Genomic DNA, 17,594 nt, shown 5'->3' with positions numbered 1-17,594 from the left:
ACGACCCTTATTCTTCCCAGCGTATATTTTCACGAATCAAACGAACTGGGGCCCCAGCATAAATGCAATTCTGTTTTAGTTCTTTAGAGACAAACGATTTTGCTCCTACCACAGTTCCGCTCCCTATATGTGCGCCCCCTTTTACTAGGGTATCCTCAGCAATCCATACTCTATCTTCTAAAACGATATCTTTGCTTCTGTTGATACGAGCACCTGTTTCAATATCCATAATTTTGTGGGAGTCAGAGGTTCTAAATTTCACTTGAGCAAATAAACAATTTTCACCTATAGAAATTTTATCATTATCCTCACCTAGATTGGCGAATAGACTAGCATTACATTTAGTCCCCGACCCAATAGACATTTGAGTATTTTTACCTTTGAAGTTCAAACTACCTGCCAAAACCACATTTTGCCCGATGAAAAGAGTACAATTATCCTTAAAAAAGTTAATGTCTAGTCTAGAGCATTTAAAATTTCTACCTATAACCAGCTTATTTCCTTGCCCTATGAAGTTAATATTAAGGCCCGGTAAATCACTCTCTTCTGTCTCTAATTTAATCGTGTTTTCGTCTACTCTTCCAATCAACTTCATTCTTTAACCTATTCAAAACTATAAGTAATCAAGTGGATCAGTAAAGTCAGATAATCCGGCAATGGCAGCTCTGCCCATCGCCAAAATTGCCTCTTTTGAGCTTCCGCCAATATGACTTGTTACAACTACGTCACTTCGTCTCACTAGTGCATTATTCTTAGGCGGTTCAATTTCGAATACATCTAATCCAGCGGCATGAATATGGCCGGACTCCAAATGCTGAAGCAAGCTAAACTCATCGATCAACCCACCTCTAGCTGTATTTAATATATAAGAACCAGGCTTCATTGAAGACATCACCTTATCACTTATAAGGTGATGGTTTTGCTTATGATAAGGTACATGTACTGTAATCAAATCACACTCTTCAACTATTTTGTTCCAAGAAGAAGGAGTGACACCATCATTTTCCATTTCTTGCTCTAACCCTTTAATATCATAAGCAACGACATCTGAGCCAAAAGCCTTAAACAAACGCGAAACCTTAGAACCAACGTGCCCATATCCAACCACGCCCACTTTTAACGATGACAATTGCAGCCCCTTAACTTGTGTCCATTCTCCACCAGCAACTACTGCTTGAGATTCGGATACTTTTCTAACAATATCTAGGGCCAGAGCAATTGTCAGCTCGGCAACGGCGATAGAATTAACGCCAGCTGTCCAACCAAGTTTTATATTCGATTTAGACATAGCATGTAAGTCAAGTTTATCCAGACCAACTCCATATTTACCCACCACTTTTAGTTCTGGAAGCTGCTGGATAACTTCTTCAGTTAAGTATTCTAAGGCAAGAACAGCTCGTTCCATCCCCTTTAAGAATTCGACTAATGAATCGCCATTTAGGCTAATACCTGCGTCATTAAATTTTGTATTCGGAAATTGTTTTATCAGCTCTTCACGAAGTATTTTGTTCTGAGAAAATGAGCGAGAACAAACGGCTACTTTTGGCTCCATTATTTTATACCCTACTTGTTGGTCCAATATTTAACTTCTGATTCTTTTTCTAATTTTTTAATTTTTAACAGAGACTCTGCCAATTCAAAATCACTTTCCTTACTAATTTTCACGGCTTTTATTGGGTCAATTGTCAACAATTCACGCTTCTTGCCAATATATGCAGATCCAAGAATTTCATAGTTTTCAACAAATTTCTTTGCATCCCATACCGTGACAGCCCAGTTCAATATTTGGACACTAGGGTTTTCTTGAGTTGGGGCTAGTTGACCAGACAAGTCTATATTGACTTCTTTACCATCACAAAACGTTTGCATTTGCGTGGACTCACAAGTAATTACTGTATCGCAGTCTGAATTTTGGAATTTCTCTAGCGCCGCTTTCACTTCTACAACCGTAATTAAGGGACATACCGGACTAATCATCACCAGAGTATCTGGCTCCATTGTTTTTATAAAATCGTATGTGAAGTCATCACCTGAGGCAGTATCTGAAGCCAACTGCCCATTTCTTCTGTAGCCTTTAGCGCCTAGAGACTCCGCTAATGCGAGCATATCTTCAGAGTCAGAATTTACATATACTTCATCGCACACTTCTGCAGCAATAGCACACTCTACTGAGTAAGCCAATAGTGGCTTGCCATCGATGTACCTTAAATTTTTTGCCTTTACACGTTTGCTACCAGCTCTCGCGGGAATATGTGCAACTACTTTACCTAAATCTCTCATAGATCTCGCTCATATGTTCTGTTGTTAAAGAATGACGATATTAGCGCTTCGATATCATCATTTACGGGCAATGTAGTTTTATACATATTGCCTATCCCTTCAGTTAAAATAACTTTGATTTGCTTTCCAACATTCTTTTTATCTTTTGATAGTGCAGTAAAGTAGTCAGATATATCCACTGCAGGTAGTGCTTTGCTCTTCCATATACAAGCTAATATCGTTCTAACTTTGTTTCTAAATTCTTTGTCAACTAAGCCAAGTTGAACCGAGATACTGTTAGCTAGATCTATCCCATAAGCCACTGCCACACCGTGCGGTACTTCAAAATTAGTACAAGCCTCTATAGCATGACCGAACGAATGTCCGTAGTTGAATATATTCCTTGGACCAGTGTCAAATTCATCTATTTCAATCATTGATTTCTTAATGCCTAAACTGCGCTCAATCAATTTTGCCAAAACTATTTTGTCGCTTTGGGCGGCTACAATTTCGCTCCCCAAATCCTCTAAATTTGTATCCTTTTGTAACAAAAAATAATGCATCATCTCGCCCAATCCAGAGCAAATTTCTAAGTTTGATAAAGTTTCAATGAAAGAGAAATCAATAAATATTTGGCGAGGAGGGTGAAAACCACCAAGTTGATTCTTATAGTCACCTATGTTCACTGAAGTTTTTGAACCGATGCAACTATCACACTGCGTCAGCAAATTAGTCGGGAAAAATACCCAATCCACGCCTCGGAACATTATCGAAGCACTAAACGCCGTAATATCTTGAACAACTCCCCCACCAATCCCCACTAAACGGTTATTTTTAGAAAAACCAAAGCCAATAACACGATTGATCAGCTCACCTATTTTTTCATAAGTTTTTGCGTTTTCATTAGCTTCTACCACTTCTATATAGTGCTCATCCAATAAATCGCATATGTTGGGATACAACTTTTGAATGTTGCTGTCCAAGATAACAACATCACCTTCTAGTAAATTACTTTTTAACGCATCTAAATGCTCGGTGAATTCTACTGTGTACTCACCTTTGAACGACTGAACTAAAAAATTTTTAAACATGAGAAAAACCACCATCAACAACAATATTCTGACCTGATATATAAGAATTCCTTTTACTTAGGAGGAACTCAACTACCTCAGCAATTTCTCTCGGTTCAGCCATTCGATTAATAGGCACCTGAGATGTAAGCGATTTGGTTTCTTCAGGGGTTAAACTTCTTGCGGTCAACTCGGTATTAACAAAACCAGGGGAAACCATATTGACCAAGATGCCTTGCGACGCCAATTCTGCCGACATCGCTCGCGTCAAGCCAATTAATGCAGATTTAGAAGCACTATAACTAGCTCGACCACTCTTAGAGATTACGCTCCAAATCGAGCCGATATGCACAATACGCCCATGACTCTGAGAAGATTGTAATTTTTTTACTACGGCTCTGCTTATTACAAAACTTGCTTTTAGATTGGTACTAATTACCTGGTCAAAGTTTTCATCTGTGATTTCAGCATAAGGCTTAATGATGTTGATACCTGCATTATTTACTAAGCCAGATAGTGATGATACGTTAGATATAACTTCACAAAACTTACGTATTGATGCTTCGCTTGTTAATTCAAGTGATTGATAGCTAATATTTGGAGAGGACAGTTTGTCATCCTCAGAAGGATTCCTGCCTGTTGCAATAACTTTGTAACCATCTTCTAGCAATTTTTCACAAATCGCTAAACCAATTCCTCTTGTACCACCCGTAACAATAACTGTACTCATATTGTTCCTTTAACCAAGGGTAAAATGAAAGTTCTTTGTGCCATCTATCACCACTGAATATTTCGTATTTTTATTTAAAGAAACGCACGCTGAAATTCCTCCTGTGGCTAAATAGATAGGTTCTATTATCTCAATTTCTTGCTTATAGATAAACGCTATAAAATCAACGAGCACGTCTAGAGGCGGTATTATTGCATCAGTTATCAAGCCGCGTGTGACCGTTTCGTCGCCCGACTGTAATGACAACTCTATCTTGTTATTTCCATAAAGCATTCTCGTCGGGATTTCTGGCCCGCACAAAAGAGCATTTGCGCCACACACGTCGGCAATAAGATGACTCAAGCCCGTATCGGGCTGCTCAAATATCGTCCATGGAAGCTCTACACAAACAAATGCGCTTATGTCACCTCCCGTCATCAAATCCGCCAATTTATTCTCATTCGTGAAAACTTCTGGTGGTATTAGAAAGCCTATCTCTAATTCGCCTTTCAAAGGTTGAGCTAAAGATTTCGTGTCAACTACCAAGTGACTTCCAACATGGACCTTACTTTTTTCAATGGGGCCATAGTAGGGATTTGCAGTACCAAAATACTCTTGAGTTTTTTTATTTGTACCACCAGCTTTCCATGCACCAGTTGGGGGGAGTAGATTGGCAACCGCTTGTTGAACATGGTATGGGTCATGATCTGAAAGTTCGGATATTGCAGATTTTTCAATAATTTTATTAAGGCGTGATTTGCTAATTTTCTTCGCTATCAAGCTTAAACTCATTTTATTTCCTTTAAATATATCTGAACAAACAGAAACTGATTACCTATATTTTGAGAAGGTTTAGGGGCTATGTAGCCCCTTGACAACTAATCAAACAGAGTACTCGGCTTTACCAATGACTAAGTCGATTACAGTTGTCAGCCACATCATGTGAATTCCTTCAACTATGTTATATGCTCTGCTATCCACCCAGAAGTTTATATCTCCTAGAGTACGTAATGCGTTATCTGCCGTTTTACCTGTGAAGGTAACTACTTTCATGCCGCTCGCCTTTGCATACTTTGCTGCTTCAACAACACTAGGGCTAGTCCCGCTTACACTCGTCAAAACGACCACATCACCTGAATCGCCATAAAACTCTACAGCCTTTGCCATCCATTTATCATATCCATAATCATTCGCAAAGCACGTTATTAAGTCTGCCTCATTAAATGTTATTCCTCTGATACCTCCTTGCTTTGTGAAATCAACCGCACCATGAGCAGAAATTGCCGCGCTAGCTCCATTTCCAGCAAGCATTAACTTCTTACCGCTTGCCTTTACTTCCAAAGCTAACTCTTTAAATGCAATTAATTCAGCATATACGTCTTCAGAAAAAGCTAACTTCTCATATTCCGCAAAGTAGTCGTTTAAAAATTGATTATCACTCATGATTTTTCCCTAATATTTTTTAAAGTTGTATTTAATTCTTTTGATTCATGGCGTTCATTTTCATATATAGCTTCAATGAGTTCCATAACTTCTAAAGCATCGTTAGATGTACCGATTTGCACTGGCTTATCATTCGAAATTGCATTAAGAAAGTGTTCAGCTTCGTAATTCCAAGAGTTATCTGTTTCAAAGCGAAATAACTCTTCGTCATCCCAAGTTGCAGCTGGTGCCGTAGATCTATTTTTCGCTACAGTCAGTACCTCATCTCCATAGGTACCCGATCCAGTTTTAAGGCCATTTAGAACCATATACCCTGATTCTAAAAAAACTTCCAAGGAGAATAGATGTCTCCATTGCGTCATTGTTGAATGTAATGACGCTACAACACCAGTTTTAGACTGTTTCATGATGGCAAACACATTATCTTCGAGGCCTTCCATTTTCCAGTATAGGCTTGAAACAAATGCGTGTACTTCATCAAAAGTACCACCCATATGTAAGAACAGATCTAGCATGTGAATACCTTGGTCAAATAAAATACCTCCACCAGCAAGCTCTTTTTTCGCTCTCCATGTATCGAAGTATGTCTCATCAACACTTTTGCCATAGCGTCCACGCATCCAAAGAACTTTTCCATAGTCTCCTGAATCAATGAGTGATTTCATTTTTATCACAGCGTCATGATGACGGTGATTGAAGCCATACATTAACTTCTTACCACTTTCTTTTTCTGCAGCTCTAATTTCTTTTACTTGTTTTGCAGTAAATGCAGGAGGCTTCTCACAAAATACATGTTTGCCGCTTTTTAAAGCACCAATTGTATATTCGTGGTTGAAATAATTTGGAACACTGATACAAATTACATCAATATTGTTATCGTCAATGATTTCTTCTGCACTATCAGCAATTAGACAATCAACTGTTCCCTCTAGATTTGGCTCATAAATTTTATAAACACTTACTTTACTCGACGCAGAAAAAGCTTCGGCTCGTATTTTTCCCATCTTACCAAAGCCAATAAAACCAAATTTCATATACCTATCCTAATTCTATAATTATTTGTGTACAGCTTTAACATTGCTTTTTATTGAACCAATCAGCGTTGTCACTAAATGGAGCTAATTCAAGTTTACTAACCTTCAAAAAGGATCACCATAGATTCTTTTTCTTTATACTTCCAATACAACTATAAACTGCAATTTCGCTTGTCATTCGATAAATAGAATGCTTAAGGTTATTTACTGTCTTTGCCTCGGCAAATACCTTCGAACTCAAGTTAGACATTTTTCTTCTTTGTTTGAGAAGCTTAACTCGCCAAAACGGTAGGTTAACCATAGCGAGTAAATCCTCTTGCTTGGAAAATTACGATCGTCCTTTTATCATCACTCGTTCGAACTATCCCCCATGCCTTCTATGTGAAATTCCTCCAAACTTAAGTTCTCCGTGACAATCTAAGCAGCTTGGTCACCCTCTTCAAAAAATGTTGGTGTTACGCCATTCATCATTAAGCTCTGGTAACCAAGCATCACAATAACTACAAGTATTTGGTTGTAAGAAAGCGTGCCGCCAATTGCCCCTCAATAAACTAATTGGCTGAGCAGAGTGCGCCTCATCGTTTTTGGATGTGACCGAGAAATGGTAGTTATCAACTTTCTTAGATTGTATAAATTTTTTCACTTCGAAAATTTCGTTGTAAGTTTCAAAATCAACTTTATACTTCTTGCAGAAGTTTAACGAACTTATTGTCGAACAGTTGGCGTAAGTGATATTGCTAGGTCAAATTGATCTTCAACAACATTAATCTTTAGAGTCAATGATAAGTCATTAGGTATGATACTCATCCTGTTCTATCATCAGACGAGCTTTCGGGACGTACTCTCCGCCTGTACCTCACACTTTTTTGCAGCAGCAAGCCAGCTCCCAACCCCACATCCAAAATCAATAATACTATCTAGTCTAATTTTAACCTCTAGCTTTCTCTTGAGCGCCCTAATATTATTAGAGCACTCTAATAACTTTCCTCACTTTGTAAATTATAAAATTCATTGTTATGTATTTTTGACATACATTTTCGCTTTGGGCCTTGTAAAAGTTTCGAAAGTTAACGCGTAGTATATAGCCCGACACTTTCGAATATTTCTTTAAATTTCGCTAGCCCTGAGCTTCTTGAGAACTTATCAGCGGATAAGTTTCTTGTTGCTTCAGAAAAGTTTTGGCATTTTTCATTGTCTGAATATAAGTCAACAATAGCCGCAGCAAAGTCACTTGCATTATTGGATATCACAGCATTGACATTGCTTACTAAGCCAGTCCCTTCTGCGGCAACATCTGTTACCACTGAGGGCGTACCATAAGCCATCGCTTCAAGAACTTTTCCTTTAATACCTGCCCCAGAAAGCAATGGAGCTACAAACAGTTTGTGATTGTTAAAGACATCATCTAAACTTTCAGCAAAGCCTACCATCTTGATATTTTCAGTCTCTAGCTTACTAATAGATTCTGGCATCTTGCTACCGTAAACATATAACTTAATATTTGGGTTCGATGCCAATACTTTAGGCATAACTTCCTCTACCAGAAATAGCACTGCTTCAATATTAGGCATGTGGTTAAATCCTCCCAAGAAAGTTATTCCTTCTCGTTCATCTATTGGAGTTTTAAACTGACGCTCTCCTAATACCCAAGGCGTTATAAATAGCTTATCGCTTTCGTAGATATGACTCGTAATAACCGCATGTTCTTTGTCGTTATAGCAGAGAATTGCGTCCGCCTTTTTACAAACAGCGAGTTCGGCTTTTTTAGTCTGTAGCGCACTAATTAGCAGGCCTTCATCATCTGCGGTAATCGCTGCTCGAATTTCTCTAAGAAAATGCAAGTCAGCGTTATTGAATATTACAGGCTTCCCTTTGGCCTTGATTACGTCTATGTACTTTTCAGCGACACTGTATCTGGTTATATACACTGCATCCATTTCATCCAGTCTACGTTCCAAAACGTCCCTGACTGATACATAAAATGGCACCGTCAGTACCTCTATACCTAATGCTTCTAGTTGGCGATTAAACTTCCCCATATGCGCTAGGTTATCCGGCACGAATGTTACTTTAAAGCCCAAAGCACGCATGAGCTTCATTTCTTCAACCGCCGCATAACTGCCTGCATCTTGGTTAGGCTGGGGGATTGCATAATCAAGAACCAGAACCCGCTGCTCAATATTCCGGTCTTTTTCCAGTTGAAGGTCAGTTAAAGAGGGTTTTAGCCGGTTACGAAATTGCTTGAACCACTTCGCTCGGAAAGTCTTTTCATTTACCTTTTGGTAAGACTTTAAGCCCTTTTTGAGGTCGGTACCATGGCTCTGCCCTTCGAAATGAATTACTTCGGAATGAGGAACATAAACTGTCCTGTAGCCAGCCTCTCTGACTTTAAAAGCCAAGTCGGCATCTTCATAATAGCAAGGCGCAAACTCATCACTAAAGCCACCCACCTCATTCCATACATCTGCTTTGATACACATAGCAGCGCCGGTGAGATAATCTACTTCGCGAGCGTAGTTCCATTCAGGAGCAAAAGGGTTTTCATTTCGCCCGGCATTCCATGGCTCACCATTCCCCCAAACAATGCCGCCGGCTTCCTGCAAAGTTCCATCTAGGTTTAGCAGCTTGCTTCCGGTTAAGCCAATACTTTCATCTATTGCATGTTGCTCGTATAGAGCATCAAGCCAATGAGACTTAACTTCTGTGTCGTTATTGAGAAAAACAATAAAGTTGCCTTTTGCCAAGCTTGAAGCTTTGTTGCAACTCCGCAGAAACCGTAAATTATCTTCATTACGAGAGATCACGATATTCTCTATTAGATTCTCCGCTTCTGACGTTTCATCTGTAGAACAGTCATCTGCGATAATCACCTCATAGGAACATTCATTGTAAGACAATATTATTGACGCGATGGCATGATACGTCAGCTCAAACTTATTATAGCCAGGAATGATAATGCTAAACTGAGGCTGTTTATGAAACGGCAAAGAGAGCTTCGGATAATATTTCCGCCCTTCATGCGACTCTACTAACACGCGGTGGGCAGTTGTTATACGATCAATCGCCGATGCATCTCCTCCACAACTATCCAATTGTAAGACCAGAGATTCATATCTCCAATCCGCGCCTGCTTGTCGGGAGATAAAAGACTGTGAAGTATTACTATGGGTTAGATATTCTGACGGCGTTAATATTGGGTCGCTGTTGACTATTCCCCATCCTGCACGATCGTGTGCACCGATAACATGAATGTCAACTTGATTTTCATGCCCGTTTAGTAAAACAGCAGGTAACCAAATATGATCGTTTATATATGTACCATCGCTCTCTATCGCGTGGTCACAGAAAGCTATTCCTTTGTGGGAAAACCTTAGTACAGCGGTGCCAATAGCAACGCTACTTGTTACCGTGAAGTTCAGACGGTTTTTAATAACACTATCCACACTTACTGATAACTGCTTATCGTAGGTTGGGGTGATGTAACTGTTTGTTTGTATAGTTTTATGGGTAACATAGTCCTTTAATACTATTTCACTTCCTGGCGATAGGTTGTCCTCGTTTATAGCGATACTGAATCCATGGTAGCCTTCATTAACTCCATGCTCCAATAAATCCTCCCTCATTTGGTCAGCTTTACCATAACCGAGTAGTTCACCCTCACTCGTATATGCTGCCACAACTAACGGCTCGTTGACTCCAATCTGTGCCGCCCACCCTTCAAGATTACCACCTTGCAGGCCATCAATAGATCCCTTAGGAGAAAGCGTAGAAGGCTTTCGGTTGAGCTTTAATTTCTTTATATCCATAACAACCTCTATACTCAATTTAAGTTGAGTATATATTTTATTTTATAGAGGTATGCTACCACAGTAAGCTTAATAGTGACCAGTGAGGTCCGCTTCGAAGTAGCTATCTTAAACTGGAATAATGAAATAGAACATACAGTGCGTTTTGGGTATTATATCAATTAACGCAATTGCATCATTGTCACGGCTGACAAGTTTATACAAGATTATTGGATTTGAATGAAAGACATACTTCTAGAGCAGATACGAAAGACCGAAAAACTTCAACGTTCACTATTCTACAGTACCGACAAAAACCCTTTTCACTGTACTAACGAGCTATATGAACTACTAAAACATGCGATAACCAAAAAAGAGCCATTTTCGATGGTTAGGTTGGGAGATGGTGAAGGAAGAGTTTTAGCTTACCCCAATCTGTTCAATAAAGACATTTTTCTCAATCAAGTTCTAACATACCAGTTTGGCAGAAGTGTTGTAGAAGAGCTAAAACGAATCTTTGGTGACGACTATCTCCAACCTAGTATGACTCATCTTCAATCGTTAATTTTAGACGCAGTAAAAAATGCAGATATTATCGGTGCTCCTAGTTGGCTTCATTTCAGAGATAGCACCAATGACACCAATATAATTCCACAAGCGGCACAATCAGTGTGTCTTACAACCATTGAGGCGTCAGTCGAAAAAAGCGTACCCATATTTGATCATTTCATATTTAAACCTTTTCACAAAGAAGGCCTTTTCAACCAGCTTTTAAAAGGTTTAGATCAACTAACAGTTATATCCCATACTGACATAACTGACCAAATAGCATCACACTTTAACTTACCTAAGTGTGATCATATAAAGATCCCTGGGCACCAATCATTCATGCAAAGTGGAGAGTTTCACTACCCTACACTATATCCAGAAATAGAATCTAAAATAAATGTAAAGAGAAGAGGGGATGTGTTTTTAGTCGCAGCAGGATATTTGGGAAAACACTACTGCAACATTATCAAAAAGAAAGGTGGTATTGGTATAGATATAGGCTCTATATTTGATGGTTGGGCAGGGAAAGGTAGACCCGATGCAACCGCAAATAAAGCATATTTGTTAAAAGGATCACGAACTCTCTACATTCACATGGGACATCACAAAACGGGAACGACATCACTTCAATGGTCTTTGAAACAATCAGAACACCAGCTTGCTGATGCAGGTGTTAACTTTTTGACTTCAAATGGAAGCGGTAACTCTTCTGAATTGATTTCCGTGACCGCTCACAGAAGCCATATTGTTGCCAAACCACAAAAATCTTTTTATGAGTTAATCGCTAATGCAAAGCAAGGAAATGCTGTAATATCAGCAGAACACTTATCTTTCATAGAGGATGAAAAAGAGATTGAAGAACTCTTTAACTTCTCCAAAAAATATTTCGATGACGTTAAAATTATTTGTTATTTGCGACGTCAAGATAAGCTGGCGATTTCCCTAAAACAACAAGCAGCTAAGCAACCCTTCTATGGGGCATCACCCAGTAGCGCCATTTGCGGTCACGACTCTGACTCCGTAATGCCTAAATTCACATTTACATTGTTAAATTACCTTGATTTTAAAAGTAAAATAGAGAAGTGGCGGGCAATATTCGGTAACCAGAACGTTGTCCTAAGAATATATGACAAGAAAGTTCTTGTTGATGGCTGTGTATGCAAAGACTTTTCATCCATCTTACGATTAAAACAGCCGCTCAAGTCACTTAAGATAAACGAGGGGCTAGGCGTGGTTAAAACAAAAGTTAAACATTTCCTCTTAGAAACTAAGGCACCGCGAGAAATTGTCAGCTATGTCGATGAACTAAGCTTTAATGACAGTAACTATACTCTCGTAAATAAGGAATTGAGGCTACCAAATATTCTTTCAAAATTCTATGAAGACAATACAATGTTAGATTTAGATAAAGATCTGTTAGCTTGTTTAAACAGCCCTAGCGTTCACACTTATACGGAGCCAGCACGTGCGATTGCAGAAATCACATTAGAAATACTAAACGAAGCAAAGCAAAACAAAAGTATAGAAATTGATAAATATAAAAAGGTAGTAGAAGCATACTTATGAAAATTCTCGTTATAGGTGACAGCCATTCTAAGTATTTCAACATAACACCAGAGTTAAGAGACTGCGTACCGAACACGAGAGGCCTGTCTATAAAGGTCATCCCACTTTCAGGAGCTACGATAACAGGATTTGGACGCCGGCGTTCTAGCTTAGACTCTTACGGTACTTTAGTATCTGAAATTGAGGAGTTTTCCCCTGATCATATTTGCTTCGCGTTCGGCCAGGTTGATATAGAATTGGGTTACTATTATCGTAAAGTCTTTAAAGATGATGACGTTAATTATACTGACTTTATTCAAGATTTAATTAAAAACTACATCAATCGAACGCTTGATTTTGTTGAATCCCATCCAAAATTGAGTATTACATTTAAAGGAATTAATCTATCAACGTTAACTGAATCACGAAACAAAGCCATAAACTACACTAGCCGTATCATATCAGAAAATATTTCAGACCCCGAACAGAGGAAATATGCAAGTCAAAAACTAAAAGACTTGCTTGCTTCGAATATTGAAAGAAATGGCGCGCATCTTTACTTCAACCAAATGCTAGAAAAAGAATGTGAAAATAATAATTTTGGCTATTTTGATGTGGTAAAGGAAACGAGTGATCTGAGTACGTTAGCGGTTAACAAGTACCATATACCTTCCATTGATGACCATCACTTAGTTGATTCTTTGTACATCCGCGAGATCCACATACAAAAATTAGTAAGCTCATTAGTGAGAAAGAGGTGACAATTGAATATATTTTTTTACTGGGATAATCCTGCTAATTTCCCAAATGCATATTCCAATAATATAAAAACTGCGAAAGCTATACATTACGACGCTAACATTGAGTTAATTGATGCTGAAAAAGCCAAAAGGATATGTAAAGAATTTCATACTGATACAGGTATTCGGATTAATTTAGATATTATAAATATCCCTGCTGCAAAATCCGACATTGTCAGATTGATGGCACTTTATCTGTATGGAGGTTGGTATCTCGATTGTGACTTACAGATAAAGCGGCACCTAGCTTACCTAAGTAATAATCAAGATTTCGTGATGTTTCATAGGAAGGACAAGTTTGGTGGCTATTGGCATACTAATATGGCGTTTTACCTCACCGAAAAGCACGAACTAGCACTTGATGTGTTGAAATTTATTGACCGATGCTTTCAAACTGAAACTCTCATGTACGATGTATGGAGTTGTACCGGGCCTGGAGCAATTACAGCTTATACGAATCTATATGGGATCACTAAAGATAACACGCTAGATTTCAACGAATACTTTTCTGGTACAGGGTGTGTATTTAAATCGATTGACTCTAACACAGGCACATCTTGGAAATACCAACAAGCTTTCGGAATTTTAGAAGGGATGTCCTACAACCAATTTGCTATGCCTAAAGACGCTAAGCATTGTAATCGTCTAATAGGTTTCTTAAAGCACAGAAAAGATAAAGACATCATTCTTATGCTTAAATCACATGGAGAACTTTTTATTACAAATAAGCAATTCTCAAATTATGTTGAGGAGTTAGTTTCTGGAGGTAGTGAAGATTTGAAAAATGCAGCGACAAGCCTTATTCATAATGTAAAACGCCCCTAATTAGTTACATCCATAATTAGAGGTTTCGGCCATTTTATGCTTTGTTAAGTATTCCCATGATGAAGCGAATAATATGCCTCACTGGCTTATGAAAAGCTAGAAGAATTCAAACGAAAGTCTGGTCGATTCACTCTGTCTCACCTATGCTTTTTATACATCAATGAGCTTTTAGTCCCTAGTGACTTCAAAAGCTCTATTAGCGATATTTTAAAACAAGCCTCACCATTCGACACCTTGTCCTTTCATTGGTTGAATATTTTAAATGATTAAGAGGTTAGCCAACTAGCAAGGGAAGTTCACGTGTAACCTACATTTTCGGTTAAGTCTATTATCAACCCATCCACCAAAATAGAAAAAATTCAGCTTCATCTACCTCTGTTGAAAGTAATTTAGGAATTAAGATGCTCTTCAACGGTAAGCCTTTTTTACATTCCTCTAAAGAACGACAAAGGCTTCAAAACAAAGCATTAAAGGACCACTACGTTGCATACATTTCACATCGCATGTATCGTTCAGAGTTAGAGTACATTTCTTTATTACTAGGATGTTAGGGCATTTAAGTAGAGAGCACTTAATCTAAGTTTTTAGCGATTCACTATATCCCTTATAAGTAACTCCCCAGTCCCTTTAACTACGAAATCTACTTGGGTACCATCTTTAAGCTTTTTAGGATAAGGGAAACTAAACCCAACAAAGCCATTTCGATGGATATTTCTCTCGTTCGCGGTGCTTCTGTACTCGCTTGCTAGAATGTCAGCGATTTTTTTCTTACCTACACGTGCTTCTAACGCTACTGGAGATTGGCTAGCGTAATCGGCCGCCCAGCCTTTCATTATTTTCCCTTCGACACCTTTAGTCATGTGTGTTTTGCCATAGCGAATGAAGGGGAGCTCTGACTCGGCAGCTAATTTCTGTCGCTCGAACCGGTTAAGAGCGTATTCATACAATTCGAAATCTGGTTCATTGTATTTCTTAATGAGTGCAGCATCTTCTTCTGATAATAGATATTCAGATGATTTTTTTTCTTTATTTTTATTGATATCGAGCCCCTGGATATCAATAGAATACATCTTGTTAATTAGCGCTAGTGATTCGCTGTAACGCTCAGTCAAACCAATAAAGCCAATAGCATCAGGCCAAGTTCCTTGTAGCGCTTTGTTTTGAGCATTTCTAAACCGAGGTTCTTTAACAAAATCACTAAAAGAGCCCTTATAACGATGGTGCCGCGTAAAGTGCTCGTAGTGGGAACGGACTTGTTGGAGAGGGTCTCGGACGAAGGTAATAGCATTCTTCGCAGGAATAAATGGAGCGTATTTGGGATGATTCACATGCCCTGTAACAAACTTTGCTTTCTCCACTATGTTTATCCCAGAAGCATACCTGTCACGCTTTTCATATTCTAACGCTCGAATTTCTGGATTAGTCTCTTTCGCTTTGGGCCCATAATCATAGAAAACATGCTCTTTCCCAAAGTACTGCTCTGCCGCAACGCGAAAACTAGAACCTGCTGTTTTAGATATATGAATAAAAAATAATGGGTAATTTATTGCTTCCATTTTGTCCTATCTAATAGAAAAATTTCATGGGAGATTGAAAGATTAGCATTGTACGCTGGGCTTCAGTTTAACATGCGACTTCAATTCTTTTTCCATGAATTAACTTTGCACTGGAATTTTGCACTTAAAATTCATGAATACTGTTAAGTATCAAAAAAGCTACCTGTCTCAACAGCACTTGCAAAGTATCAAGGTGTTAAATAAAAAGACAACCAATCTCGTTCTTGAGAATTTAGACTATCTTGCTGAGGTTGTCTTAGCATTTCTGCATTCCACTGTTCATACAAACTTCTGAGCTCTGCGGCTTTCTCTGGCATGTTGGAAATTAAGTTGTTTGAACTCGACTCTTCAGAGGATAAATCGAATAGAAACTCATAATCTGGGCCCATTCTTAGATATTTATACTTCCCTAGCCTAACCGCTGACTGATTCCAAAACCGCCAAAAAAGTGGTCTTTCTGATAGGTAGTTTTTATTAAATCCTTCTGTTGGGAAAATATCGACGCCATCTAGCTCAGACAATGTATCTTCAGTCGCCCCAGCAACTTTTATTGCCGAATATAGAACATCCAGACTAATAACTGGCTCTTCGATAACAGTGTTAGTTTGCAGCTTGTCTGGCCAGTGTACGATAAAGGGGACTTTTATACCGCCGTCAGTCAACATGCCTTTTTCACCTAGCAAAGGCGTATTAAGCGACCCATTCCATGCTTCTTTTTTCTCACTAATAGGGGCATCGGTAAAATCAAGACCTATCGGTGCGCCGTTGTCGCTAATAAACGCGATGATCGTATTATCTAAAATTCCGTGTTCTTCAAGCTTTGATACTATGCTGCCAACTCCAGAGTCTACGGCGTACATCATTGCTAACGCATACCTGCGGCGATTTGAAGTTTGTTCCGGGAATAAGGATAAGTAATCTTCAGTAGCTTCTAAGGGAACATGAGGAGCGTAGTGAGCTACGTGAAGATAAAACGGCTCGTTGTGGTTTATATCAATAAATTGGGATGCCGCATCTGAAACAACATCCAGCCTGTAGTCTGAATTGTTCACCCACCCTAACTGTGTTTTATTGCCTTCCAAATCGTAGTTAGTCCAATAGCGATTTGCATAACCGAAATAGTTATATTTATAGCCCAACGATGAAGGATAAAATTGCTCTTTTAGTGATGATGGTAACTTTCCTGGATTAAACTCTTCAATAGGAGTATCCGGAAAATTTTCCCTAAACCATGGTTTTGAATTTTGATCGATCTCAAGATGCCATTTCCCCACTAACCCAGTGGTATAACCCAAATCTGAAAAACGCTCACCCATTGTGACCACGTTTTTGGGGATTGGAGTGTACCTATTATCATCTACCCCAAATCGTTGCTGGTACATGCCTGTAATCATTCCCGCCCTTGAGGGGGTACATTGCGGAGCCGTAATATAACCATTAGAAAACAGTACGCCGTTAGCGGCTAGTTTATCTATATTCGGAGTTTCGATGTCGTTAACAACATTGTGGGCTCCTACGTCGGCATACCCCTGATCATCGGTAAAAATTACAATAAGATTTGGTTTAGAAGGAACAATCAAAGACTGTGCACTGACAGTAAATTTACTGCCAGATTCGTCGACTAAGGTTGCAGTAATTGTAAAAGGGGTAGTTTTCCTTACCTGAGGCACGGTAAAGTTGAATATTCCCTCGCTTGTATTTACTACATCTAGGGGCTCATTCAACGATGAGCTCCACGATTCGACAGTCACATTCTGAGTATTATTGGCTTGCGATGAGTTTAAAGTTAAAAAGACCGTTGCATCAGAGGTAATCTCTTGCGCCAAGTCTATTGAATAAGAGCTTCCTAGTCGATTTTGGTCTGAGGGTGGTTGCTGTGAAGACGGTTGCGATTCGCCACCACAGGAAAACACAGATATTAGGACTAAGAAGGACAAGCCCAACAGTTTTATCGCATCCATACTTTTTATTCCGAATAAGGCTTAGTGGTTATAAAGAAAAATTAGACCATTATTGAAT

Annotated in this window: 14 protein-coding genes; 3 read left to right on the top strand and 11 right to left on the bottom strand. The window is 38.9% G+C overall.

All coding sequences use genetic code 11. From position 1 onward, the window contains the following. Positions 1-7: 7 nt before the first annotated feature. The 9 genes from JKP82_RS16505 to JKP82_RS16465 form a co-directional block, all read right to left on the bottom strand. A complete protein-coding gene (locus JKP82_RS16505; protein WP_159533449.1) occupies positions 8-595 on the bottom strand; it encodes an acyltransferase in 588 nt (195 codons plus the stop codon). An 18-nt stretch (positions 596-613) separates the two neighbouring features. Then, positions 614-1,579, bottom strand: a complete 966-nt coding sequence (locus tag JKP82_RS16500; protein WP_218397863.1) for an NAD(P)-dependent oxidoreductase — start codon at positions 1,577-1,579, stop codon at positions 614-616. Then, positions 1,564-2,280, bottom strand: coding sequence for an acylneuraminate cytidylyltransferase family protein (locus JKP82_RS16495; RefSeq protein WP_159533453.1), 717 nt, complete (start codon positions 2,278-2,280; stop codon positions 1,564-1,566). Before JKP82_RS16495 ends, JKP82_RS16500 begins: the two co-directional genes overlap by 16 nt. Then, on the bottom strand, positions 2,277-3,350 hold the full coding sequence (locus JKP82_RS16490) for an AroB-related putative sugar phosphate phospholyase (cyclizing) (RefSeq protein ID WP_159533455.1): 1,074 nt from the start codon (positions 3,348-3,350) through the stop codon (positions 2,277-2,279). The genes JKP82_RS16495 and JKP82_RS16490 overlap by 4 nt, the downstream gene beginning before the upstream one ends. Then, positions 3,343-4,059 (bottom strand): SDR family NAD(P)-dependent oxidoreductase, encoded by a 717-nt coding sequence (locus tag JKP82_RS16485; RefSeq protein WP_159533457.1) that lies wholly within the window; start codon positions 4,057-4,059, stop codon positions 3,343-3,345. Before JKP82_RS16485 ends, JKP82_RS16490 begins: the two co-directional genes overlap by 8 nt. Before the next feature lie 9 nt (positions 4,060-4,068). Continuing rightward, positions 4,069-4,830, bottom strand: coding sequence for a hypothetical protein (locus tag JKP82_RS16480; protein ID WP_218397861.1), 762 nt, complete (start codon positions 4,828-4,830; stop codon positions 4,069-4,071). Between the two features lie 90 nt (positions 4,831-4,920). Continuing rightward, a complete protein-coding gene (locus tag JKP82_RS16475; RefSeq protein ID WP_218397858.1) occupies positions 4,921-5,481 on the bottom strand; it encodes a D-sedoheptulose-7-phosphate isomerase in 561 nt (186 codons plus the stop codon). Then, a complete protein-coding gene (locus JKP82_RS16470; RefSeq protein ID WP_159533463.1) occupies positions 5,478-6,515 on the bottom strand; it encodes a Gfo/Idh/MocA family protein in 1,038 nt (345 codons plus the stop codon). The genes JKP82_RS16475 and JKP82_RS16470 overlap by 4 nt, the downstream gene beginning before the upstream one ends. 1,067 nt (positions 6,516-7,582) lie before the next feature. After that, positions 7,583-10,321 carry a glycosyltransferase gene (locus tag JKP82_RS16465; protein WP_159533465.1) on the bottom strand — a complete coding sequence of 913 codons (2,739 nt, stop codon included), beginning with the start codon at positions 10,319-10,321 and terminating at the stop codon, positions 7,583-7,585. A 219-nt stretch (positions 10,322-10,540) separates the two neighbouring features. On the opposite strand from JKP82_RS16465, the gene JKP82_RS16460 reads away from it, so the two are divergent. The 3 genes from JKP82_RS16460 to JKP82_RS16450 are packed head-to-tail and all read left to right on the top strand — an operon-like array spanning position 10,541 to position 14,019. Then, positions 10,541-12,415, top strand: a complete 1,875-nt coding sequence (locus JKP82_RS16460) for a GT-D fold domain-containing protein (RefSeq protein WP_159533467.1) — start codon at positions 10,541-10,543, stop codon at positions 12,413-12,415. Beyond that, the gene (locus tag JKP82_RS16455) at positions 12,412-13,155 is read left to right on the top strand and encodes a hypothetical protein (protein ID WP_159533469.1); all 744 of its coding nucleotides are present in this window, start codon (positions 12,412-12,414) and stop codon (positions 13,153-13,155) included. Before JKP82_RS16460 ends, JKP82_RS16455 begins: the two co-directional genes overlap by 4 nt. Before the next feature lie 3 nt (positions 13,156-13,158). Then, the gene (locus JKP82_RS16450) at positions 13,159-14,019 is read left to right on the top strand and encodes a glycosyltransferase (protein WP_159533471.1); all 861 of its coding nucleotides are present in this window, start codon (positions 13,159-13,161) and stop codon (positions 14,017-14,019) included. Between the two features lie 584 nt (positions 14,020-14,603). Here the strand turns inward: JKP82_RS16450 and JKP82_RS16445 are convergent. After that, positions 14,604-15,575, bottom strand: coding sequence for a hypothetical protein (locus JKP82_RS16445; RefSeq protein WP_159533473.1), 972 nt, complete (start codon positions 15,573-15,575; stop codon positions 14,604-14,606). 188 nt (positions 15,576-15,763) lie between these two features. After that, a complete protein-coding gene (locus JKP82_RS16440; protein WP_159533475.1) occupies positions 15,764-17,536 on the bottom strand; it encodes a sulfatase-like hydrolase/transferase in 1,773 nt (590 codons plus the stop codon). Positions 17,537-17,594: the final 58 nt, after the last annotated feature.

The sequence above is a fragment of the Alteromonas lipotrueae genome (assembly GCF_019249215.1).
In the GTDB taxonomy this organism is placed as follows: Bacteria; Pseudomonadota; Gammaproteobacteria; order Enterobacterales; family Alteromonadaceae; genus Alteromonas; species Alteromonas lipotrueae.
This window is presented reverse-complemented; position numbering and strand designations above follow the sequence as displayed.